The following is a 21,537-nucleotide window of genomic DNA, read 5'->3' as shown; positions in this document are numbered from 1 at the left end:
ACATCACCCCGTAATGTTGAGGACGTGACCGTGAACGCTAAGACCAGCGCGAGCGCTGGCAACACCTGGCGAAACCTGCCCGCGGCGCAGCAGCCCGAGTACCCCGACCCCGAGGCTCTGCGCAAGGTGATCGCGGACCTCGAGTCGTATCCGCCGCTCGTCTTCGCGGGCGAGTGCGACCAGCTGCGCGCCCGGATGGCGGCCGTCGCCAAGGGAGAGGCGTTCCTCCTCCAGGGCGGCGACTGTGCCGAGGCGTTCGACGCGGTGTCCGCCGATCACATCCGCAACAAGCTCAAGACCCTGCTCCAGATGGGCGCCGTGCTGACGTACGCCGCGTCCGTGCCCGTGGTGAAGGTGGGCCGGATCGCCGGCCAGTACTCCAAGCCGCGCTCGAAGCCGACGGAGACCCGTGACGGGGTGACGCTGCCGACCTACCGGGGCGACTCGGTCAACGGCTTCGACTTCAACGAGGCCGCCCGCGTCCCCGACCCGGAGCGGCTGAAGCGGATGTACCACGCGTCCGCCTCCACGCTGAACCTGGTGCGCGCCTTCACCACCGGCGGCTACGCCGACCTGCGCCAGGTGCACGCCTGGAACCAGGACTTCGTGAAGTCGTCCCCGTCCGGCCAGCGCTACGAGCAGCTGGCCCGCGAGATCGACAACGCGCTGAACTTCATGCACGCCTGCGGGGCCGACCCGGAGGAGTTCAAGACCGTCGAGTTCTACGCCTCGCACGAGGCGCTGCTGCTCGACTACGAGTCGGCGCTCACCCGTGTCGACTCGCGCACCGGCCAGCTGTACGACGTCTCCGGGCACATGGTGTGGATCGGTGAGCGCACCCGGCAGCTGGACCACGCGCACATCGAGTTCGCCTCGAAGATCCGCAACCCGATCGGCATCAAGCTGGGTCCGACGACCACGGCCGAGGACGCGCTGCAGTACATCGAGCGCCTCGACCCGGAGCGGGAGCCCGGCCGGCTGACGTTCATCGTCCGGATGGGCGCCGACAAGGTCCGCGACAAGCTGCCCGAGCTGGTCGAGAAGGTCACCGCCTCCGGCGCGACCGTGGCCTGGGTGACCGACCCGATGCACGGCAACACCTTCGAGGCGGCCTCCGGTCACAAGACCCGCCGCTTCGACGACGTGCTCGACGAGGTCAAGGGCTTCTTCGAGGTCCACAAGGCGCTCGGCACCCACCCGGGCGGCATCCATGTGGAGCTGACCGGCGACGACGTCACCGAGTGCGTGGGCGGCGGCGACGAGATCTTCGTCGACGATCTGCACCAGCGCTACGAGACGGCCTGCGACCCGCGGCTCAACCGCAGCCAGTCGCTCGACCTCGCCTTCCTCGTGGCGGAGATGTACAGGGACCAGTGACAGGGGCACCTGTTACCGGCTGTTTTCAGCCATGAAGTGGGGCGCGGATCACATACGATCCGCGCCCCATTTCTCTTTTGCGGGTCCTGTGGGATGGGTAAGGTTAGGTTAGCCTCACCGATCAACGGGGACGGCACCACTCAAGCGATCCCTGCGGGAGGTGAACCGCGTGTACGTATGCTCTTGCTTCGGCGTCACCGAGCAGCAGGTCAAGCAGCACGCGGAGAACGGCGCCTGCACCCCCCGCCAGATCGCCTCCGCCTGCAAGGCGGGCACGGACTGCGGGTCGTGCGTACGTCGTATTCAGGCCATCCTGGGTCGCGGGGCGTGCCCCCGGCGGGAGCTGGCCGACCAGGGCAAGCCGGTGCTCGCCGGTGTGGACGAGGCCGCCGCCGCCTAGCGGCGCTCAGCTCTCGGGCTGCTCGATCAGCTGCGCCAGATACAGCGCCTCGCCCAGCTTCTCGATCAGGTCGAGCTGGGTGTCGAGGTAGTCGATGTGGTGCTCCTCGTCCTCCAGGATCGACTCGAAGATGTTCGCCGAGGTGATGTCGCCCTTCTCGCGCATCACCTTGATGCCGCGCTTGAGCCGGTCGATCGCCTCCACCTCGACCTCGCGGTCGGCCCGGAACATCTCGGTGACCGTCTGCCCGACCCGCACATGGAACAGCCGCTGGTAGTTCGGCAGCCCGTCCAGGAACAGGATCCGGTCGGTCAGCACCTCGGCGTGCTTCATCTCGTCGAACGACTCGTGCCGCGTGTACTTGGCGAGCTTCGTCCAGCCGAAGTTCTCCTGCATCTTCGCGTGCAGGAAGTACTGGTTGATCGCGGTCAGCTCACCGGTCAGCTGCTCGTTGAGGAATTCGATGACCTCGGGGTCGCCCTGCATCGCAGAGGCTCCTTCCACACGGAAAAACGGGGAGGGTTGCCGCCGCATGATTTCACCGCCCGTCGAAGATCGTCCAGTAAGTGCGTACTTAGTAAGTAAGTGCATGCTTAGTGCCAGTTGCCCGTTTCAAGACACCTCTGGACGCCGCCGCACACCGCTGGTCATGGGCACCGGTCGAGGTCTGTCAGGATGGAGTCATGGGTCATCCGGTGGAGCACGAATCAGGAGAAGCGGCACGTTCCGAGCTTCCGCCGGGGCAGCGAGTGCAGCGCGGCTGGCCGGTCACGCACTACGGCCCGGTGCCCAAGTTCCGGCCCGAACGCTGGGAATTCAGGGTGTTCGGGGCCACCGCCGACGGCGAGAAGCACTGCTGGACCCACGAGGAGTTCACGGCCCTGCCGTACACCACGGTGATGGCCGATCTGCACTGCGTGACGAAGTTCAGCATGCTCGGCGCCGAGTGGGGCGGCATCCCCGCGCGCACCATCCTGGAGATCGCGCCGCCCGCCGAGAATGTCACCCATGTGATGGTGTGGGCGGAGTACGGCTTCAGCTCGAACCTGCGGCTCGCCGACTTCGCCGCCGACCGCACCATCTTCGCCACCCACAAGGACGGCGAACTGCTCACCGCCGAGCACGGCTTCCCGCTCCGCCTGGTGGTGCCGCACCTCTACGCCTGGAAGGGCCCCAAATGGGTGCGCGGCGTGGAGTACATGACCGCCGACCGCCGCGGCTTCTGGGAGGAGCGCGGCTACCACAACATCGGCGACCCCTGGCGGGAGCAGCGCTACTCCTACCAGGAGGAGCCCGGGGACGGCCCCGAGCTCTGACCTGGGCTTTCCCTCTGGCCGCTCAGCCGTCCCGGAGCTTCTTCAGCCGCTCCACGTCCGCGGCGTGCCCCTCCTTGCCACCGGGCGTCTCGATGATCAGCGGTACGCCCGCGGTGGCCGGGTGCGTCATCAGCGCCCGGAACGGGTCCTCGCCGATGTGACCGGCGCCGATGTTGGCGTGCCGGTCCTTGTGCGCGCCGACCACGTCCTTGGAGTCGTTGGCGTGGATCAGCTTCAGCCGGCCCTCGCCGACGGTGTCCACCAGCAGGTCGAGGGTCTGGTGCATACCGCTCGGGCCGGTCAGATCGTGCCCGGCGGCGAAGATGTGGCAGGTGTCCAGGCACACGCCCAGCTTCGGATGCGCGTCCAGCGCCTCGAAGTACGGCCCGAAGTCCCAGGTGCGCGAACAGAGCGAGGAGCCCTGGCCGGCCGTCGACTCCAGCAGCAGGAACGGATCGTCGTCGTGGGTCAGCTCGTCGAGCAGCGGCAGCATGTGCTCCCGCACCTGCTTCAGCGCCACCGACCGGTCCCGGCCGCCGGTCGCGCTGCCGGTGTGCACGACCACCCCGAGCGCGCCGATCTCCCGGCCGCGCCGCAACGAGTGCCGCAGCGACTCCACGGACCGCTCCACGGTCGCCTCGGTGTGCGAACCGAAGTTGATCAGATACGGCGCGTGCACATACGCCGGGATCGACGCCTCGGCGCACACGGCCCGGAACTCCTCGTCCTGCCGCGGACTGCCGGCCGGCGTGGCCCAGCCGCGCGGGTTGGCGACGAAGACCTGCACGGTCTCCGCCCGCAGGTCACGGGCGTACGACAGCCCCACCGAACTGAGACCGCCGGCCACCGGGACATGACCGCCGACCGGGTTGCGCAGGGGGCCGGGAACTTCACTCTTCACCCGTCAAGGGTGTCATGCGCCTTCCCGTGCCCCGTCGGCGGAGGGTGACCGGCGCCGGTCAGCGGATGGTCAGGGTGATGGTGGAGCCCTTCGGGGCGCTGTCGCCGGCTGCCACCGACTGGCTCTTCACCGTGTCGCCGAACAGGCCGAGCAGACCGCGGTCCTTCTCGACCTGGAAGCCGAGGGCCTCCAGCTTGTCCTGCGCCTCGTCCACGTCGTCCCCGACCACGTCCGGGACCTCGACCATCACCGGGCCCTTGGACACGGTGAGCGTCACGGTGTCGCCCTCGGCGGCCCGGCTCCCGGCGCGCGGGGTCTGCCGCGCGACCTGGCCCTTGTCGAACTCCGAGTTGACCTGCTGCTCGGCGACCCGCACCTTCAGCCCCTCGTCCTGGAGCTGCTGCCGGGCGTCGGCGAGGTCCTGGCCGGTGACGTCCGGGACGTCGATCGGGCTGCCCTTGCTGACGGTGAGCGCGATCGCGGAGCCCGCCTTGCGCTCGGTGCCCGCCACCGGTTCCGTGCCGATCACGAAGCCGCGCGGCACGTCCTCGCTGAACGTCCGGGTGACCATGCCCGGGGCCAGGCCCTCGTCCTTGAGCAGGTCCCGCGCCTTGTCCAGACGGTAGCCCTCGAGATCGGGCACCTTCACGGTCCGGGGCCCGTCGGAGAGGGTGAGCGACACCGCGTCGTTCTGCCGGATCCGGCTGCCCGGCTCGGGGTCCGTGCTGATGACGGTGCCGCGCTCGACCGTGTCGCTGTAGGCGTGCTCGACGTCGCCCAGCTCCAGGCCGGCGTCCGCGAGCCGCTGCTCCGCCTGCTCCTGGGTCTTCGCCAGCAGCGGCGGGACCTGGGTGAACTGGCCGGAGTTGATGTACCAGACGCCCGCGCCGACACCGAGCACCAGCAGGACGGCCGCGACGATCGTCACCACCGCGCGCGGCGGCCGGGGCCGGCGCCGGGGCGCCGGAGGCGGCGGGGTCCGCAGCCGGCTGGTCCGGTCGGCCGGCGGCTCGTCGTCCCCGTCGATGGGCAGCGGGCGCGACGGAGGTCCACCCGCGTCGGCGAAGCCGGGCAGCGGCGAGGTCAGCGAGCGCGGGATCACGCTGGTGCGGTCCTCGGCGTTGTCATGGCCGGCCGCGAGCGCCTGGGGCGGGACCGCGTCGAGCTGGGCCTCGGTCAGCGCGGCCCGCGCCTCACGCGCGTGAGCCAGCAGCGCCACCGCGTCGTACGGGCGGATCTCCGGGCTGCGGGCGGTGGCCGAGGCGACCAGCTCGTCCAGCAGGTACGCCAGGCCCGGGACGGCGGCCGACGGCGGCGGGACGTCCTCGTGCAGGTGCTTGTACAGCACCTGGGCGGGGGTGTCCCCGGCGTGCGGCTTGCCGCCGGTCAGCATCTCGTACAGCACCACGCCGCAGGCGTAGACGTCCACGCGCGGGTCGGCGGTGCCGTGCTCGATCTGCTCGGGGGCGAGGTAGGAGACGGTGCCGAGGACGGCGCCGGTGGTGCTGGTGACCGTGTCGACGGAGCGCACCAGACCGAAGTCGGCGACCTTGACCCGGCCGTCGTCCCCGATCAGCACGTTCTCCGGCTTCATGTCCCGGTGCACGAACCCGGCGCGGTGCGCGGCGCCGAGCGCGGCGAGCACCGGCTCCAGGATGTCCAGCGCGGCCCGCGGCTGGAGCGCGCCGCGCTCGCGCAGCACGTCACGCAGGGTGCACCCGGCGACGTACTCCATCGCCAGATAGACGTACGACCCGTCGGTGCCCTGGTCGAAGACCTGCACCACGTTGGGGTGGGCGAGCCGGGCGACCGACTTCGCCTCCCGGATGAACCGGTCGACGAACGAGGCGTCCGCGGCCAGTGTCGGGTGCATCACCTTCAGCGCGAGCACGCGGTCGAGGCGGGTGTCCACGGCCCGGTAGACCGTGGCCATCCCGCCGACCGCGATCCGCGCCTCGACGCGATAGCGGCCGTCGAGCAGTCGCCCGACCAGAGGGTCCTGAAGGGTCGTGTCCACGCAGGTGAGTCTACGAGCCGCCACCGACACCGCCGATCCGTTCCGCGGCCCCGGGACCGGACTGCAGCAGAGCTGTGACCGTGCCCGGGGCGGCGGCGGATCAGAACGCCGGACGCTCCGGGTCCAGACGGGCCCGGCCCTCCGTCGGTGAGGACGCCTCGGCGAAGTGGCGGCGCGGGATGCGGCCCGCGCGGTGGGCCAGCCGGCCCGCCTCGACCGCGTGCCGCATCGCCTCCGCCATCAGCACCGGCTGCTGGGCCCGGGTCACGGCGGAGGCGAGCATCACACCCGCGCAGCCCAGCTCCATCGCGAGCGCCGCGTCGGACGCCGTACCGGCCCCGGCGTCCAGGATCACCGGCACGCGCGCGTGCTCGGTGATCAGCTGGAAGTTGTGCGGGTTGCGGATGCCGAGCCCGGAGCCGATGGGGGAGCCGAGCGGCATGATCGCCGCGCAGCCGACGTCCTCCAGCTTGCGGGCCAGCACCGGGTCGTCGTTGGTGTAGGGCAGCACCGTGAAGCCGTCGTCGACCAGGGTCTCGGCGGCGTCCAGCAGCTCGATCGGGTCCGGCAGCAGGGTCCGCTCGTCGGCGATGACCTCCAGCTTGACCAGGTCCGTGCCCAGCGCCTCGCGGGCCAGCCGCGCCGTGAGCACCGCCTCGCCGGCGGTGAAGCAGCCCGCGGTGTTCGGCAGCACCCGGATCCCGAGCCGGTCCAGCACGGACAGCACCGAGCCGTGCACCTCGGGGTTGACCCGCCGCATGGCGACCGTCGTCAGCTCGGTCCCGGACGCCACCAGGGCCCGCTCCAGCACCTCCAGGCTGGGCGCGCCGCCGGTGCCCATGATCAGGCGGGACGTGAACGACGTACCGCCGAGGACGAAGGGATCGTCGGCCATGGGTCAGCCTCCTTGGACGGCGGTGAGGACTTCGACGCGGTCTCCGTCGGAGAGCGCGGTCGTCGCCCACTGCCCGCGCGGGACGACGGTTTCGTTGAGCGCGGCGGCCACTCCGGAGGGCGCCGCGGTGAGCGTGCGGACCAGGGCGTCGAGCGCCGTGCCCGGCGCGACCTCGCGGGTCTCGCCGTTGACCGAGATGTTCATGCGGGCTGCTCCGTGAGTGCGGCGGTGAAACGCTTCGGCGTGAACGGGCGTGCCTCTTCCGGCAGTTCACCGGTGGCCAGCGCGTGCGCCAGCGCGTCGCCGGTGACCGGGGTCAGCAGCACCCCGTTGCGGTAGTGGCCGGTGGCCAGCAGCAGCCCCTCCAGGTCGGTCGGGCCGAGCAGCGGCGCGTTGTCGGGGGAGCCGGGGCGCAGTCCCGCGCGGGTCTCGGTCAGCGGCAGCTCGGTGATGCCCGGCACCAGCTCGTGGGCGTCGCGCAGCAGCTCGTACACGCCGCCCGCGGTCACCGTGGTGTCCCAGCCCAGCTCCTCGCTGGTCGCCCCGACCACCAGCTCGCCGTTCTCCCGCGGCACCAGGTAGACCTGGCTGCCGCGCACCACGGCCCGCACGGTCCGGCTCAGGAACGGCGCGTACCGCTCGGGCACGGTCAGCCGCAGCACCTGGCCCTTCACCGGCCGCACCGGCGGCAGCAGGTCCTCCGGTACGCCCGCGAGACGCCCGCTCAGGCTCCCGGCGGCGAGCACCACCTGCCCGGCGGCCAGCGCGGTGCCGTCGCCCGTGACGATCCCCGTGGCGCGGTCCCCCGCGACGGTGAGCCGGTCCGCCCACGCGCGGTGGAACACCACCCCGGCCCGCTCGCAGGCCGCCACCAGCGCGGCCGTGAGCCGGCGCGGGTCGATCTGGTGGTCGCCGTCCACCCGCAGCCCGCCGCGCACGCCGGGCGCCAGCATCGGCTCCAGGCGCCGGCACTCGCGCCCGGACAGCCACTCCGACTCCAGGCCCGACTGCCGCTGCAGCGCGTGCAGTTCACGCAAGTGGGCGCGGTCGTCGGCGTCCAGGGCGACGGCGAGCGTGCCGCACCGGCGGTAGCCGAGGTCGTGGCCGGTGAGTTCGGTCAGCTCGGCCGCGAAGGCGGGATAGCGGCCGGCCGAGGCGAGGTTCAGACCGAGCAGGGTCTCCTCGCCGTAGTGCAGTTCCGTGACGGCGGCGAGCATCCCGGCCGCCACCTGGGCGGCCCCGCCGCCCGGTTCGGGGTCCACCACCGCCGTGGCGAACCCGCGCTGCGCGGCCCGCCAGGCCGTGACCAGACCGATGATCCCGCCCCCGACGACCAGGACGTCTGCTGTGTCGGACGTACGCGACATGGGCGTCCAGCCCCTCCCTTCGCCGGCATGACCCGGATCAGGTTCGTACGGTCGGAGGCCGCCAGCCTCCCTCTCAGCCCGGTGCGTCCGGGCTCCCGCGAGTGCTTTACGTTGGCCACCCTAGCCCGCCGCCGTATGTCTCAGTAAGGGAGCCTCCGCCCGTGGCCCGCAGCCTCGACGGTCTCGTCCTCGCCCCCGTCGCCGACCAGGCCCCCGGCCAGGTGGGCACCCGCACCCGGTTCGCCTACCACGAGCGGGACGGCGCGATCTGGGCCGAGTACGCGGGCGGCGACGTCGTCCGCGGGCATCTGGTGGGTACCCGGGAGGGCGACCGGCTGGACTTCCGGTACGTCCAGTTGCGGAACGACGGCACGACGTCCGGCGGGCACTGCGTGTCACGCGTGGTGGAGCTGCCCGACGGGCGGGTGCGGCTGGAGGAGAGCTGGCGCTGGGAGTCCCAGGAGGGCTCCGGGACCAGTGTTGTGGAGCAGGTCACGGAACACGAGCGCTGACTGACGAAATGTCAGTTGTCTATGGTGATCAGGTGAGCGAGCAGACGCAGGAACGGGGATCGTCCGCACCGCGGCGGGTGGTCGTGGCCGGCGCGGGCATGGCCGGCGTGCAGACCGCGGTCGCCCTGCGGGAGCAGGGCTTCGACGGCACGGTGACGCTGATCGGCGCGGAACCCCACCAGCCGTACGACCGGCCGCCGCTGTCCAAGGCGGTACTGCTCGGCACCGCCGAGGGCTCCGCCTTCGACGTCGACTTCGAGGCACTCGGCATCGAGCTGCACCTCGGCCGTGAGGTGCGGGGCGTGCGCCCCGCCGACCACGAGCTGGACACCGAGGCCGGACCGGTGCCCTACGACGTCCTGGTCGTCGCCACCGGCGCGGAACCGATTCGGCTGCCGGGCGCGGAGGGCGTGCCCGGCGTGCATCTGCTGCGCACCCTGGACGACGCCGAGCGGCTGCGGCCGGTGCTCGCCCGGCAGCACGACATCGTGGTCGTCGGCGCCGGCTGGATCGGCGCGGAGTTCGCCACCGCCGCGCGCGAGGCGGGCTGCGCGGTGACCGTCGTCGAGGCCGCGGACCGGCCGCTCGCGGGCGCGCTGCCCGCCGAGGTCGCCGCGCCGATGACCGCCTGGTACGCCGACGCCGGTGCCGATCTGCGCACCCACGCGCGCGTGGAGCACGTCCGGCCCGCGGCGTCCGGCGAGGCCGGGGAGGTCGTCCTGGACGACGGCACCCGGCTGCCCGCCGGGGCCGTGGTCGTCGGGATCGGCGCCCGCCCCGCGACCGCCTGGCTGGCGGGTTCCGGCATCGCCCTCGGCCCGCACGGCGAGGTCGTCGCCGACGCGCACCTGCGCACCTCGGTGCCCGACGTCCACGCGGTCGGCGACTGCGCGTCCTTCCCGTCCGGGCGCTACGGCGAGCGCCTGCTGGTCCACCACTGGGACAACGCCCTCCAGGGCCCCCGCACGGTCGCCGCGAACATCCTCGGCGCGCCCACGGGAGAGCCCCTCGCGGTCTACGACCCGGTGCCGTACTTCTGGTCCGAGCAGTTCGGCCGTTTCGTCCAGTACGCCGGCCACCACGGCTCGGCCGACACCCTCCTCTGGCGCGGCGACCCCTCCGGCCCCGCCTGGACCGTCTGCTGGCTCCTCGACGGCCGCCTGGTGGCCCTGCTGGCCGTCGGCCGGCCCCGCGACCTGGCCCAGGGCCGCCGCCTGATCGAGTCGGGCACCCCGATGGACCCGGCCCTGATGACGGACCCGTCGCGGCCGCTGAAGGCGGCGACGGCGTAGGCCCGCGGCGGCCCGGCCGCTCCTCCCGCCGCGGCGCCGGAGCGCGCCCTGCACCCGGTCGGCCCCGTCGGGGGTGCCCTGGGTACCGAGTGTCAGTGGGGGATGGCAGGCTTGTGACGTGACCGAGATTGACGCAAAGATCGATGCTCTCGTCCCCGCCTGGCTCACCCTCCCCGACATCGCCGAACAGTTCGGCGTCGAGGTGACGCGTGTGCGGCAGCTGGTCAAGGACGGCCAGCTGATCGCCGTACGCCGTGGTGAGAACCGCGCGCTGCACGTCCCCGCCGCCTTCATCGACGGGGACAAGGTCGTCAAGGGCCTGTCCGGGACCCTGACGCTCCTGCGGGACGACGGCTTCTCCGACGAAGAGATGCTGGAGTGGCTCTTCACCCCCGACGAGAGCCTGCCCGGCACCCCCGCGCAGGCCCTGAGCGAGAATCGCGGCACGGAGGTGAAGCGCCGGGCCCAGGCGCTCGCCGTGTGATCTGAGCACGCTGAACCGAACAACCGTCCGGCGTACGGGCCGCGGCGCCCGAGGCCATGTCCGCGGCGCGCCGCGGCCCGCACCGGGCCCGCCCGCGGCCCGTACGCCACCGACACCGGGGGACATCCATGCCCGAGACCGCCCGCACCACCGCCCGCGCCCAGCTCGCCGACGCCCGGCTCTATCTGTGCACGGACGCCCGCAAGCGCCAGGGCGACCTGCCCGAGTTCCTCGACGCGGTGCTGGCCGGCGGTGTCGACATCGTGCAGCTGCGCGACAAGGGCATGGAGGCGGCCGAGGAGCTGGCGCACCTGGAGGTGTTCGCCGAGGCCTGCGCCCGGCACGGCAAGCTCCTCGCGGTCAACGACCGCGCGGACGTGGCGCACGCCGTCCGCGCGGACGTCCTCCACCTCGGCCAGGGCGACCTCCCGGTGCCCGCGGCCCGCGCCGTCCTCGGCGCGGACGTCCTGATCGGCCGCTCCACGCACTCCGCGGCCGAGGCGGAGGCGGCGGCCGTCCAGGACGGCGTGGACTACTTCTGCACCGGCCCCTGCTGGCCCACCCCCACCAAGCCCGGCCGCCACGCCCCCGGCCTGGACCTGGTCCGCCACACCGCCGCGCTCGGCACCGACCGCCCCTGGTTCGCCATCGGCGGCATCGACCTCACCAACCTCGACGAGGTGCTGGCCGCGGGTGCCCGCCGGGTGGTGGTGGTCCGCGCGATCACCGAGGCGGACGACCCGGGAGCCGCGGCCGCGGAGCTGGTGAAGCGCCTGCGGGAGGCGTAGCGTCCACCGTTTTGTCCAAGGGGTGGACAACAAAGGAACAAAACAGGCAAATTTCCCGGCTCCGGTTGGGCGACCCACGCCCCCTGGCTAACCTGCCCGTATGGCCCTCGGCACCGCATCCACCAGGTCGGATCACGCTCCGACCGTCCGCGACATGCTCGCGACCGGCAAGACGACGTACTCCTTCGAGTTCTACGCCCCGAAGACCCCGAAGGGCGAGCGGAACCTCTGGAACGCGCTGCGCCGGGTCGAGGCCGTTGCTCCCGACTTCGTCTCCGTCACCTACGGCGCCGGCGGTTCCACCCGCGCCGGCACCGTCCGGGCGACCGAGGCGATCGCCTCGGACACCACCCTGACACCGATCGCCCACCTGACCGCGGTCGACCACTCGGTGGCCGACCTGCGCAACATCATCGGCCAGTACGCCGACGCCGGGATCCGCAACATGCTCGCGCTGCGCGGCGACCCGCCCGGCGACCCCATGGGTGACTGGGTGCCGCACCCGCGCGGCCTGGCCTACGCCGCCGAACTGGTCGAACTGATCAAGAACTCCGGCGACTTCTGCGTCGGCGTCGCGGCCTTCCCCGCGATGCACCCGCGCTCCGCCGACTGGGACACCGACGTCCGCCACTTCGTCGACAAGTGCCGCGCGGGCGCGGACTACGCGATCACCCAGATGTTCTTCGATCCGGAGGACTACCTGCGGCTGCGCGACCGGGTCGCGGCGGCCGGCTGCGAAACGCCGATCATCCCCGAGGTCATGCCCATCGGCAGTGTGCGGACCCTGGAGCGGATCCCGTCCCTCACCAACGCGGCCTTCCCCGCTGCCCTGAAAGAGCGGATCCTCACAGCGAAAGACGATCCGGCCGCTGTACGCTCCATTGGCATCGACTTCGCCACGGAGTTCTGCGCGCGGTTGCTGGCCGAGGGAGTGCCCGGACTGCACTTCATCACGCTCAACAACTCCACGGCGACGCTGGAAATCTACGAGAACCTGGGTCTGCACCACCCACCGCAGGCCTAGACCGGTCGCACCGTCATACGACACACTGCGTAGCGGCCACTGGGAGAGGGGCGTACATGGGCTGGACGGTCCTCTACATCGCGTTCGGCGTCGTCGCGCTGTGGCTGCTCGGCGAGGTCCTGCTGCAGTACAAGGCGCGACTCCGCTGGCGGCTGCTGGCGTTCGTGGGCTTCCTGGGCGTCGTCGTCGGTGTGCTGATCCCCTCCGTCGTCGTGATCGGCCTGGGTGCCGCCGCCTTCGCGGTCGGCCAGACCTACGTCACGCTGTCGTTCCGCCGGGGCTTCGCGTCCGGCTGGGCGGTCACCGGCCGACCGGCGCCCGGCGCCGGCAAGCGCAACCGCCGCGGCCGCGAGGAACCCACCCTGGAGGTCTCCGACCTCCAGGCGGCGGACTACGCGGACGGCACGGAGCGTGACGACACCGGCTCCTACGGCGACGACCTCGACCGCGACGACGTCTTCACCCCGGCGCGCTCCGCCGCCTCGGCCGCCGAGAGCACCGCCGTCTACGAGCCGCAGCCCCTCCCGGACGACACCGGCTCCTACGGCATATACGGCGAGACCGGCCACGCGGGCGGCGACCGCTCCCAGGACCAGTACGCGGCCACCGCCCAGACCGCCGACCAGGGCTACGCCTACGACGGCTACAGCGGCTACGGCCAGCAGTACGGCTACGACGCCACCGGCCAGCAGCAGTACGCCGCCTACTCCGACCCGTACATCGGCACCCAGACCTACAGCGGCGTCGCCTACGACCCCGCCTACGACCAGCACGCCTACGGCCAGCAGGCCTACGGGCAGGACCAGTACGCGAGCGGCTACGGCGGCGAGACCCCGTCCGGCGGCGTGTGGGTCCCGCAGCAGCGCACCACCGACGACCCCTACGGCGGCGACCTCCCGCCGGAGCAGCCCTACCCCTACCAGGGCGACGGCCAGGCGCAGGGGTACGACGAGCGCTACCGCTTCTGAGCCGCCGTAACCGCGGCTCGGCGGCCACGGCTCACTGGGAGCCCCGGAACTCCGGCCCCTCCACGATCAGCCCCGCGACCAGCGCGCCCGACATCCCCGCGTGCGGCAGCCCGCCGCCCGGATGGGACCAGCCGCCGACCGTGAACAGCCCCCGCACACCGGTGGAGTTGGACGGGTGCAGCAGCCGCCCGGCACCGGCCGCCAGCGCCGGCGCGGGCACCGCCCCGTCCGCCGCCCCGGTCGCCTCCGCGACGTCGGCGGGGGTGCGCACCTCCTGCCACAGCACCCGGTCGCGCAGGCCCGGCACGGCCTGCGCGGCGGCGTCGACCATGCGCTCCGCGTGCCGCCGCAGTTCCTGACCGGCCGTCCCCGCCGCGACGGTGGCGGTCAGCGTGACCGCCTCGTGCCCGGCGTCCGGGACCAGCCCCGGGTCGTCGGGCCGCAGCACGGTGACCGTGGGCACGACCGCCGCCCCGGCCCCGCCGTCGAACACGTACGTCAACTCGGCGTGCCGGTCCGGAGGATGAACGACCGTCCGATGCGCGGCCCCCTCCGGACGGCCGCCGCGCAGCGCCAGCAGCACCGTCAGCCGGCTCGGCAGCCCCCGCCGGGCCGGGACCTCGCCGGCGCCCCGCAGCGCCGAGCCCGCGGTGATCCGCTCCAGCGCGCCGGGGGCGACCCCGGCGACCACGAAGTCCGCCTCGGCCACGGTGCCGTCGGCCAGTTCCACGCCGCCCGCGCGGCCGTCCTTCTCCAGCACCCGCGCGACCTCTGCGCCGAAGTGGAACTCCACCCGGCGGGCCCGGCAGCGGTCGTACACCGCGCGGGCCAGCTCGCGCAGACCGCCACGGACGTACCAGGTGCCGAAGGCGTGCTCCATGTACGGCAGGACGGCGGCGCTCGCCGGGGTGGTGCGCGGGTCCAGGCCGTGGCCGAGGGCGTGGCTCTCCAGCAGGGCGGCCAGCCGCGGGTCGCGCAGCTCCCAGGCGCCGATCTCGGCGAGCGTGCCGGCCCGGCGGGTGCGCAGCAGCCGTTTGTGCGGGACCGCCGGATAGGGCTCGCGGTCGGCCAGCACCGGCCAGTTCGGCCACAGCGGCTCCTCCAGCAGCGGCCGGCGGGTCCGGTCCCAGGCCTCGCGGGCCCGCACCAGGAAGTCGCCCCAGCGCTCGCCCGTGCCCGCTCCCAGCGCCTCGTCCAGCGCGGCGACGACACCCGCGCGGGAGGCGTTCGGGAGCGGAACCGCGGTGCCGTCGGCGAAGACGTGCCGCGTCGACGGGTCGACCTGGACCAGCTCGACGCACTCCTCCAGCGGCTCCTTGCCGGTCTTGACGAACAGGTCCCGGTAGACCGCGGGCAGGGGCAGCAGACCGGGGCCGGTGTCGAAGACGAAACCGTCCCGCTCCCGCCGGCCGACCGCGCCGCCGTAGGTCTCCGTCCGTTCGTACACCGCCACCCGGTGGCCCGCGACGGCCAGCCGGGCGGCGGCCGCCATCGCGCCCATCCCGGCGCCGATCACCGCAATCCGTGCCATGCCCGCGACTTTATCCGCCCCCACCGACAGGCGGTCCGGCCACCCTGGGGGTCTCTCCGGGCTTCGTCCGGGAGTCCGCGCGGGCCGTCACTGGGGACGAGCGCGCAGCACTGAGTACCCGTACCTAGGGACCGAGATGAGTACGCGCGCGGATGGGGGCGGACCCGCGCGGACGAGAGAGTGGAGGCACGGAGAAGGGCACGGCTCCGGCACCGGCGACACGGGGCGCCGGAACGGAGCGGGCCCGGATCCGCTCCTTCCGCCGGCCCAGGCCGGCGGAGGCGAGGCACGGGGGAATCCCGGAGGACGACCGGTACGGGGGAACGTACGGGGTTCCGACGGGGGAACGTACGGGGGAGTACGGGGGAACGGAAGGCGCCGGACCGAGACTGGCCCGCGGGGGACGCGGCCACCTCGGACCGGCGCCTTCGCCTCGTCAGCGGCGGCCGCTCACCCGTCCCTGGAGCAGCCGGGACAGCGCCGCGTGGACGTCGTCGAGGGTGCGCTCCGGCTGGAAGGACTGCCAGTCCAGAGCGGCCACCAGGACCATGCCGACCAGCGCCGCGGCGGTCAGCTGGACATCGATCTCATCGGTGAACTCGCCGTTGTCCACCCCCGCGCGGAGCACGTCCTCGACGGTCGCCACGACCTCCCGGCGCACCACCATGAGCGTGTCCTGCCAGGCGCGGTTGGTGCGCCACAGCTCGGCCACGTACAGCTGGGTGAAGGCCGGGTAGCGGGCGATGAAGCCCAGCCCCGCGCGGATCATCGCGTCCAGGGCGTCGACCTTGCTGCCGCCCTCCCGGTCGGTCAGCTCGGCCGCCTCCTTCAGGGAGGCGGTGAGCAGGCCCACGCCGTGCCGCAGCAGCTCCTCGAAGAGGACCGACTTGCTGGCGAAGTTGTAGTACACCGTGCCCTTGGCCACGCCCGCCCGCTCGGCGATCTCGTCCACGGTCGTCGCGGAGAAGCCCTGTTCGGCGATGAGGGTGACGGCCGCCTCGTAGAGCTTCTGCCGGGTGGCCTCGCGGCGCGTGCTCCCGCCCGCCGGGGCGCTGCTGCTTTCCATGGCCCTGATTGTCACAGGAACGGCCTCGGACGAGCGCACGGGAGGCGAGGCGGACCGGGTCACAGGGTCAGCTCCGGGTGCAGCCGGTCCAGCGTCCACACCTGGCGGCGGCGGGCCGACAGCGCGGTCAGCGCGAGCGCGCCCGCGGTGAAGGCCGCCAGCACCGCGCAGGCCTGCCAGACCGGGCCCAGGCCGCCGCCGGTGATGAGCCGTCGCAGCGCCTCGACGACGTAGCTCATCGGCAGGAACGGATGGATCGCGCCGAAGAAGCCCGGACTGGTCTGCACGGGATAGGTGCCGCCCGCCGAGGTCAGCTGGAGCATCAGCAGCGCGAGCACCAGGATCCGGCCGGCCGCCCCGAAGCGCGCGTTGAGCAGTTGCACGATCGCCGCGAAGCACCCCGTCACCAGGAACAGGAAGCCGACCGTCCCGGCCGCCCGGGCCATCTCCAGGCCGACCGCCCAGTGCAGCACGGCCATCAGGGCCGAGGTCTGCGCGACGCCGATCGCCAGCACCGGCAGCCAGCCCGCCAGGGCGATCCGCCAGGCGGCGGCACCCGCGGCCAGCGCCCGCCGGTTCAGCGGCGGGATCAGCATGTACGCCACCATCGCGCCCACCCACAGGGACAGCGGGATGAAGTACGGGGCGAAACCTGTGCCGTAGTTGGGTGCCTGGTGCAGCGACCTGGAGGCGAGCTGCACCGGGTCGGCCATCACCTCGGTACGCCGGTCACGCTCCCGTTCGTCGTAGTCGGGGATCTGCTCGGCGCCGTCGTGCAGCCCGTCCGCGAGCTTCACCGAGCCGTCGACCAGCTTGTACATGCCGCCGCTGAGGTCGTCCGCGCCGGTCTTCAGCTTGCCGACGCCCTTGTCCAGTTCGGTCGCGCCGGTCTTCGCCGTGCGGAGACCCGTGTGCAGCTTCTCGGCGCCCTCGGCGACCTTCCCGGCGCCCTCGTTCAGCTTGTTGATCCGCTTGACGGCGTCGTCCAGGTCCTCGGAGAGGTGCGGCGCGCGGTCGGCGAGCGCCTGGGCCTGCTTCTCCAGGGTGGCCAGGTGCTTGTCGAGCGTCTTCAGGTCGGCGGCGTGCTCGGTGACCAGGGTCTCCAGGTCGCCGGCGAGGGAGGCCACGTCGGCGGCCGCGCCCTTGGCCAGCTTCAGGTCCGGGCAGGCGGCGTCGGGCAGGACGGCCGTCTCGCAGCGGGTCCTGTAGACGCCGTCCAGCTTGCCGGAGGCCTCGCGGGCCCGCTCGGCCGCCGCCGGCGCCGTCTCGGTGAGGCTGTCGAGGTTGTCGCGGATCGTGCCGGCCGAGTCGGCGACGAACTGGGCGGTGTCCCCGATGGCCTTCTCGTTGTCCTTCAGGAAGGGCCCCACCTTGCCCGCGATGCCGTTGACCTTGTCGGCGAGCGTCTGGGTGCCCTCCGCGACCCGCGCGGAGCCGTCCTCCAGGTCGCCGGCGCCGGTGTTCAGCTTCTTCAGGCCCTTGGCCAGGTCGCCGCTGCCGTCCTTGGCGTCCTTCAGGCCGTCGGCGAGGTCCTTGGAGCCCTGCTCCGCCTTCCCGATGCCGCCCTTGAGCTTGTCGGCGCCGCTCGCGGCCTTCACGGTCTCGCCGTGGATGTCGGAGAACGAGATGAAGATCTTGTCCAGGAAGGACCGCGAGGCCTTGGTGGAGGCCGCCGTGCGCACCTCGCTGAACACCGTCCGGGAGATCTGCCCGACGATGTAGTTGTTGGCGTCGTTCGTGCGCACCTGGAGCGCGCCGGTCTCGGGGGAGTCACCCGAGCTGGAGGCGATCCGGGTGCTGAAGTCCTCGGGCATGGTCAGCGACAGGTAGTACCTGCCGTCCTCGACGCCCGCGCGGGCCTCGGCGGCGCTCACCTCGTGCCAGTCGAAGACCTCGCTCTCGCGCAGCCCCGACACGATGTCGTCGCCCGCGCGGACCTTCTTCCCGTCGGCCGTCGCCCCCTTGTCCTGGTTCACCAGGGCCACGGGGATCCGGTCGAGCCGGCCGTACGGGTCCCAGAAGGACCACAGGTACAGCGCCCCGTACAGCAGCGGCAGCAGCAACAGCGCCACCAGGGCGGCGCGCGGCAGCCTGCCCCGCGCGAAGCGCCGCAGCTCAAGCGCGGCGAGTTTCGGCGACCGCATGGGCCGTCTCCTTCGCTTCGTCGTCGGTTTCGGCGTCGGTTCCGGTTTCGGCGTCGGTTTCGGCGTCGGCCTCGTGGTCGTCGCCTGCTTGGCCTGCCTCGCGGGCTTCGCGGCCGCCTTGGGGGGTGTCCGTCTCGGTCACCCCGGCGGGTGCGTCCGCTGTGTCCGGCGCGTCCGGTGCCTCGGGCTCGTCCCGGTCCGTCACGGTGGCCCGCGGTGCCCGCGTGGACACCACCAGCGCGTCCTCGGGGGCCTCGCTGCACACCGCCAGCACCGTGGTCCCGGCCGCGGCGATCGACCTGAGCAGCGCCCAGACCTCGGCCCGTTCGGCGTCCGACAGCTTCAGATCGGTGTCGTCGACGCCGAGCAGCCGCGGGCGGCCGATCAGCGCGAGGGCGACGGACAGCCGCAGCGCCTCCAGGCGCTCGAGATCCCGTACGGCGGTCCGTGAGCCCTTGGGCAGCGCGGCCCGGTCGAGGCCGGCCGCGGCCAGCGCGGCGTCGATCCGCAGCGCGGTCCTCTCGCGGCGCTCCCGGCGCGGCCGGAGCAGGCCGCGCAGCGAGTCGCCGAACCGGCGCTGCAGCAGGGCCCGCTCCCGCAGGTGCTCCCCGACGGTGAGCGCCGGTTCGAGGTCGGTCACGCCCGTGACGTGAGCGAGCGCGCTGACCCGGCGCAGCGCCGCCAGCTGCTTCGGCAGCCGGGCCTCGCCGACCACCGCCGTGCCCTCGGTGGCCTTCATCCGGCCGGTGAGCGCGAGCAGCAGGGACGTGCGCCCCGAGCCGGACGGCCCCTCGACGGCGATCAGCGAACCGGGCTCCGCCGTCACCGAGATCCCGCGGAACGCCCAGCCCCGGGGCCCTTCGAGTCCGAGGTCCCGGGCGCTGACGGCGAGTCCCCCCGCAGCTGGCTCCCCCACAGCAAGTCCCCCCACCACGTGAGCCGACAATTTGAACTGACTGGTCAGTGCAAAAACTAACGCGAACCTGCGATCGAAGCAAAAGCCCAGGTCAGAACGGATTGTCAGTGCCATACCTCACGATGGGTACATACGGCCACAGTGCCGTCACCCAGACGACAGGAGGTTCGTCATGGCCAGCTCGTCCGCCGCCGCCCACCGGCGCCGCACCACCGGCCCTGCCCCCTCACTGAACGCCCCGGCGAGCGACGTGCACCCCGTGCTCCGCCGGGCCTCGGCCCCTCCCGCCGCGCTCGACCTGCTGGCCCAGGCCCGCGCCGGACTCGACGAGGCCACCGCCCTCGCCACCCCCAACGAGCGCTACGCCACGGCCCATCTCGCCGCCCTGCGCACCGCCGCCGCCGTGCTCGCCGCCCGTGGCCGCCCCGAGTCCCACCCGCGACGCCGGGCCCGCATCCGGAGCGCCTGGGAAGTGCTCCCCGAGATCGCGCCCGAGCTCGCCGAGTGGAGTGCCCTGTTCGCCTCCGGAGCCCCGCGCCGCGCCCGCGCCGAGGCCGGCATCCAGGGCGCGGCCACCCGCCGTGACGCCGACGACCTGATACGCGACGTGGCGATGTTCATCCGTCTCGTCGAGCGGACGCTGGTGCTCCAGCCGGTGCTCCCGCAGCCGCGCCAGGACCGGGGAGGGGAGGACGGACCGGACACCGGGCGGAAGATGCCGGACGCGGGCTGAGCGCGACCGCCGCGGCGCAAGGCGGTGACCAGGCAGAGCACCGGAGGCAATAGGGTGGAGGGCGCCTGAGGCCTTCCTCCGCCCGCCCCCGGGCCCGGAAGGCACCCCGTTCGCTCCGCCGTGCAACAGGCGGTGCCGCGCCGAGGAGTCAACTAGCCGTGTCGGACCCGATGCGCCCACCCGTCTCCCACCACCACCCGCCAGCGGCGTCGCTGCGCTCCGGCCCCTCCGGCCCCCGCGCCGCGCTCCGTACCGCCGTGGTCTGGGAGGTCCTCCAGGACGCCCTGGACCGCCGGGTCAAGGCCACGGGCCGGGAGTCGCTGGACGTCCTCGACACCGGGGGCGGCAGCGGCAACTTCGCGGTGCCCGTCGCCCGCCTCGGCCACCGGGTCACCGTCGTCGACCCCAGCCCCAACGCGCTCTTCGCGCTGGAGCGACGCGCCGCCGAGGCCGGCGTCGCCGACCGGGTGCGGGGCGTGCAGGGCGACGTCCACGGCCTCTTCGACGTCGTGGAGCGCGGCGGCTACGACGCGGTGCTCTGCCACGGCGTCCTGGAGTACGTCGACGACCCGGCCGAGGGCGTCCGCAACGCCGTCGCCGCCCTGCGCTCCGAGGGCGTGCTCAGCCTGCTCGCGGCCGGCCTCGGCGGCGCGGTGCTGGCGCGGGCACTGGCCGGCCACTTCACGGAGGCCCGGCAGGCCCTCGGCGACCCGGACGGCCGCTGGGGCGCCGGCGACCCCGTGCCGCGCCGCTTCACCGCCGACCAGCTGACCGGGCTGGTCGAGGGCGCCGGGCTCGGCGTGGGCGCCGTGCACGGCGTTCGGGTCTTCGCCGACCTGGTCCCCGGCGTGCTGGTGGACACCGAGCCCGGAGCGGTGGACGCGCTGCTGAAGCTGGAGGCCGCGGCGGCCGAGCTCCCGGCCTTCCACGCGGTGGCCACCCAGCTCCATGTGCTCGGTGAGACCCGAGGGGCCGAGGAGGCCTGAGCCGCCTCCTGTGCCGCGCCGCTGATCAGGGCATTGCTCGCGGATGGAGTACGCCACAGGCCACCCGATCGGGCGCTTCCCGCCGTATGATCGAGGGAGACCGCCCGGCATGACGGACCGGTGACTGGGGAATGCAAGCCTCAGCGAGCCGGCCGACCATGGCGGTACCCGGTTGGCCAATTGGCGTAGAGGGGCGGGTTTCACGGGGGCGATTCCCTGCCTATCCTGAAGGGACCCCCCGAGTCGCCCCGGCGACTGCACGATGAGGAGGACTCCGTGCCGCTCTCAGAGCACGAGCAGCGCATGCTCGAGCAGATGGAGCGAGCGCTGTACGCCGAAGATCCCAAGTTCGCGACAGCGCTTGAGGGAAGCGGGCTGCGTACGTACACCCGGCGACGGGTCTACCAGGCGGTCGCGGGCTTCCTCGTAGGTATCGCGCTCCTCATGGCCGGAATGGTCGCCCAGCAGGTCTGGCTCAGTGTGGTGGGCTTCCTCGTCATGCTGGGCTGTGCGGTGCTCGCCGTCACCGGCTGGCGCAAGGCCCCCCGACCGGGCGAACAGCCCGCCGGCGGACCGCAGGGCCGCCACCAGGGACGCCAGCGGCGCTCGATGATGGATCGCATCGAACAGCGCTGGCAGCGCCGCCGCGACGAGCAGGGCCACTGAGCCCCTCGTCGCTCCTCGTGACGCCGCCTTTCTGACCCGGACAGACACAGGACATGCGTGCGGCCAGGTTCGGCCGGACCGCGATCGCCGATCCGCAGGCCGTGCTGGTCAGCAACAACCCCTACCGCCTGGACGACCCCTTCGGTTTCGGCCG

The 21,537-nt window shown here is 72.9% G+C and carries 22 protein-coding genes and 1 riboswitch; of the genes, 12 read left to right on the top strand and 10 right to left on the bottom strand.

Translation table 11 applies throughout. The features are described from left to right. Positions 1-24 precede the first annotated feature (24 nt). Complete coding sequence (locus ABT232_RS25300) at positions 25-1,377, top strand: class II 3-deoxy-7-phosphoheptulonate synthase (protein WP_351843712.1); 1,353 nt, start codon at positions 25-27, stop codon at positions 1,375-1,377. Between the two features lie 160 nt (positions 1,378-1,537). Continuing rightward, positions 1,538-1,777 carry a (2Fe-2S)-binding protein gene (locus ABT232_RS25295; protein WP_351843710.1) on the top strand — a complete coding sequence of 80 codons (240 nt, stop codon included), beginning with the start codon at positions 1,538-1,540 and terminating at the stop codon, positions 1,775-1,777. Between the two features lie 6 nt (positions 1,778-1,783). Here the strand turns inward: ABT232_RS25295 and bfr are convergent, their stop codons facing one another. After that, entirely contained in the window at positions 1,784-2,263 is a 480-nt protein-coding gene (gene bfr, locus ABT232_RS25290) for a bacterioferritin (RefSeq protein ID WP_351843707.1), read from the bottom strand. Positions 2,264-2,460: 197 nt separating this feature from the next. Between bfr and ABT232_RS25285 the strand changes: the two genes are divergently transcribed. Further along, complete coding sequence (locus ABT232_RS25285) at positions 2,461-3,093, top strand: sulfite oxidase-like oxidoreductase (RefSeq protein ID WP_351843705.1); 633 nt, start codon at positions 2,461-2,463, stop codon at positions 3,091-3,093. A gap of 22 nt (positions 3,094-3,115) precedes the next feature. On the opposite strand, the gene ABT232_RS25280 is transcribed toward ABT232_RS25285, so the two are convergent. The 5 genes from ABT232_RS25280 to thiO all read right to left on the bottom strand — a co-directional run bounded on the left by ABT232_RS25280 (position 3,116) and on the right by thiO (position 8,273). Next, positions 3,116-3,994, bottom strand: a complete 879-nt coding sequence (locus ABT232_RS25280) for a deoxyribonuclease IV (RefSeq protein ID WP_351843703.1) — start codon at positions 3,992-3,994, stop codon at positions 3,116-3,118. A gap of 58 nt (positions 3,995-4,052) precedes the next feature. Then, a complete protein-coding gene (pknB, locus tag ABT232_RS25275) occupies positions 4,053-6,011 on the bottom strand; it encodes a Stk1 family PASTA domain-containing Ser/Thr kinase (protein WP_351843701.1) in 1,959 nt (652 codons plus the stop codon). Positions 6,012-6,111: 100 nt separating this feature from the next. Further along, a complete protein-coding gene (locus ABT232_RS25270) occupies positions 6,112-6,906 on the bottom strand; it encodes a thiazole synthase (protein WP_351843699.1) in 795 nt (264 codons plus the stop codon). 3 nt (positions 6,907-6,909) lie between these two features. Continuing rightward, a complete protein-coding gene (thiS, locus tag ABT232_RS25265; RefSeq protein WP_351843697.1) occupies positions 6,910-7,110 on the bottom strand; it encodes a sulfur carrier protein ThiS in 201 nt (66 codons plus the stop codon). After that, positions 7,107-8,273, bottom strand: a complete 1,167-nt coding sequence (thiO, locus tag ABT232_RS25260; protein WP_351843695.1) for a glycine oxidase ThiO — start codon at positions 8,271-8,273, stop codon at positions 7,107-7,109. Before thiO ends, thiS begins: the two co-directional genes overlap by 4 nt. Continuing rightward, positions 8,271-8,382, bottom strand: a riboswitch (TPP riboswitch). Its footprint overlaps the gene before it by 3 nt. A gap of 52 nt (positions 8,383-8,434) precedes the next feature. Between thiO and ABT232_RS25255 the strand changes: the two genes are divergently transcribed. The 6 genes from ABT232_RS25255 to ABT232_RS25230 all read left to right on the top strand — a co-directional run bounded on the left by ABT232_RS25255 (position 8,435) and on the right by ABT232_RS25230 (position 13,341). Further along, complete coding sequence (locus ABT232_RS25255) at positions 8,435-8,785, top strand: avidin-fold protein (protein WP_351843693.1); 351 nt, start codon at positions 8,435-8,437, stop codon at positions 8,783-8,785. Between the two features lie 32 nt (positions 8,786-8,817). Beyond that, positions 8,818-10,077: an NAD(P)/FAD-dependent oxidoreductase gene (locus ABT232_RS25250; protein ID WP_351843691.1), complete on the top strand. Its 1,260-nt coding sequence runs from the start codon at positions 8,818-8,820 to the stop codon at positions 10,075-10,077. A gap of 118 nt (positions 10,078-10,195) precedes the next feature. Then, positions 10,196-10,561 (top strand): Rv2175c family DNA-binding protein, encoded by a 366-nt coding sequence (locus ABT232_RS25245; protein ID WP_351843688.1) that lies wholly within the window; start codon positions 10,196-10,198, stop codon positions 10,559-10,561. A 128-nt stretch (positions 10,562-10,689) separates the two neighbouring features. Continuing rightward, the gene (thiE, locus tag ABT232_RS25240) at positions 10,690-11,349 is read left to right on the top strand and encodes a thiamine phosphate synthase (protein ID WP_351843686.1); all 660 of its coding nucleotides are present in this window, start codon (positions 10,690-10,692) and stop codon (positions 11,347-11,349) included. Positions 11,350-11,449: 100 nt separating this feature from the next. Continuing rightward, entirely contained in the window at positions 11,450-12,373 is a 924-nt protein-coding gene (gene metF / locus ABT232_RS25235) for a methylenetetrahydrofolate reductase [NAD(P)H] (RefSeq protein WP_351843683.1), read from the top strand. A 56-nt stretch (positions 12,374-12,429) separates the two neighbouring features. Beyond that, a complete protein-coding gene (locus ABT232_RS25230) occupies positions 12,430-13,341 on the top strand; it encodes an SCO2102 family sporulation regulator (protein WP_351843681.1) in 912 nt (303 codons plus the stop codon). A 31-nt stretch (positions 13,342-13,372) separates the two neighbouring features. Here ABT232_RS25230 and ABT232_RS25225 read toward each other — a convergent pair whose 3' ends face one another. The 4 genes from ABT232_RS25225 to ABT232_RS25210 all read right to left on the bottom strand — a co-directional run bounded on the left by ABT232_RS25225 (position 13,373) and on the right by ABT232_RS25210 (position 18,998). Then, positions 13,373-14,872, bottom strand: coding sequence for a phytoene desaturase family protein (locus tag ABT232_RS25225; protein WP_351843679.1), 1,500 nt, complete (start codon positions 14,870-14,872; stop codon positions 13,373-13,375). 436 nt (positions 14,873-15,308) lie between these two features. Beyond that, positions 15,309-15,938: a TetR/AcrR family transcriptional regulator gene (locus ABT232_RS25220; protein WP_351843677.1), complete on the bottom strand. Its 630-nt coding sequence runs from the start codon at positions 15,936-15,938 to the stop codon at positions 15,309-15,311. Between the two features lie 59 nt (positions 15,939-15,997). Next, complete coding sequence (locus ABT232_RS25215; protein WP_351843675.1) at positions 15,998-18,082, bottom strand: YhgE/Pip family protein; 2,085 nt, start codon at positions 18,080-18,082, stop codon at positions 15,998-16,000. After that, positions 18,054-18,998 (bottom strand): ATP-binding cassette domain-containing protein, encoded by a 945-nt coding sequence (locus ABT232_RS25210; protein WP_351843673.1) that lies wholly within the window; start codon positions 18,996-18,998, stop codon positions 18,054-18,056. The genes ABT232_RS25215 and ABT232_RS25210 overlap by 29 nt, the downstream gene beginning before the upstream one ends. Positions 18,999-19,170: 172 nt before the next feature. On the opposite strand from ABT232_RS25210, the gene ABT232_RS25205 reads away from it, so the two are divergent. From ABT232_RS25205 to ABT232_RS25195, 3 genes are all read left to right on the top strand, one after another. Further along, a complete protein-coding gene (locus ABT232_RS25205; protein WP_351843670.1) occupies positions 19,171-19,731 on the top strand; it encodes an SAV_6107 family HEPN domain-containing protein in 561 nt (186 codons plus the stop codon). A gap of 158 nt (positions 19,732-19,889) precedes the next feature. Further along, the gene (locus tag ABT232_RS25200) at positions 19,890-20,717 is read left to right on the top strand and encodes a methyltransferase (RefSeq protein WP_351843668.1); all 828 of its coding nucleotides are present in this window, start codon (positions 19,890-19,892) and stop codon (positions 20,715-20,717) included. A gap of 276 nt (positions 20,718-20,993) precedes the next feature. Then, positions 20,994-21,383: an SCO2097 family morphological protein gene (locus ABT232_RS25195; RefSeq protein WP_351843666.1), complete on the top strand. Its 390-nt coding sequence runs from the start codon at positions 20,994-20,996 to the stop codon at positions 21,381-21,383. Positions 21,384-21,537: the final 154 nt, after the last annotated feature.

The sequence above is a fragment of the Streptomyces sp. NPDC001532 genome, assembly GCF_040298625.1.
Classification (GTDB): Bacteria; Actinomycetota; Actinomycetes; order Streptomycetales; family Streptomycetaceae; genus Streptomyces.
The sequence above is the reverse complement of the archived record's forward strand: the minus strand, read 5'-3'. Positions and strand labels throughout refer to the sequence as shown.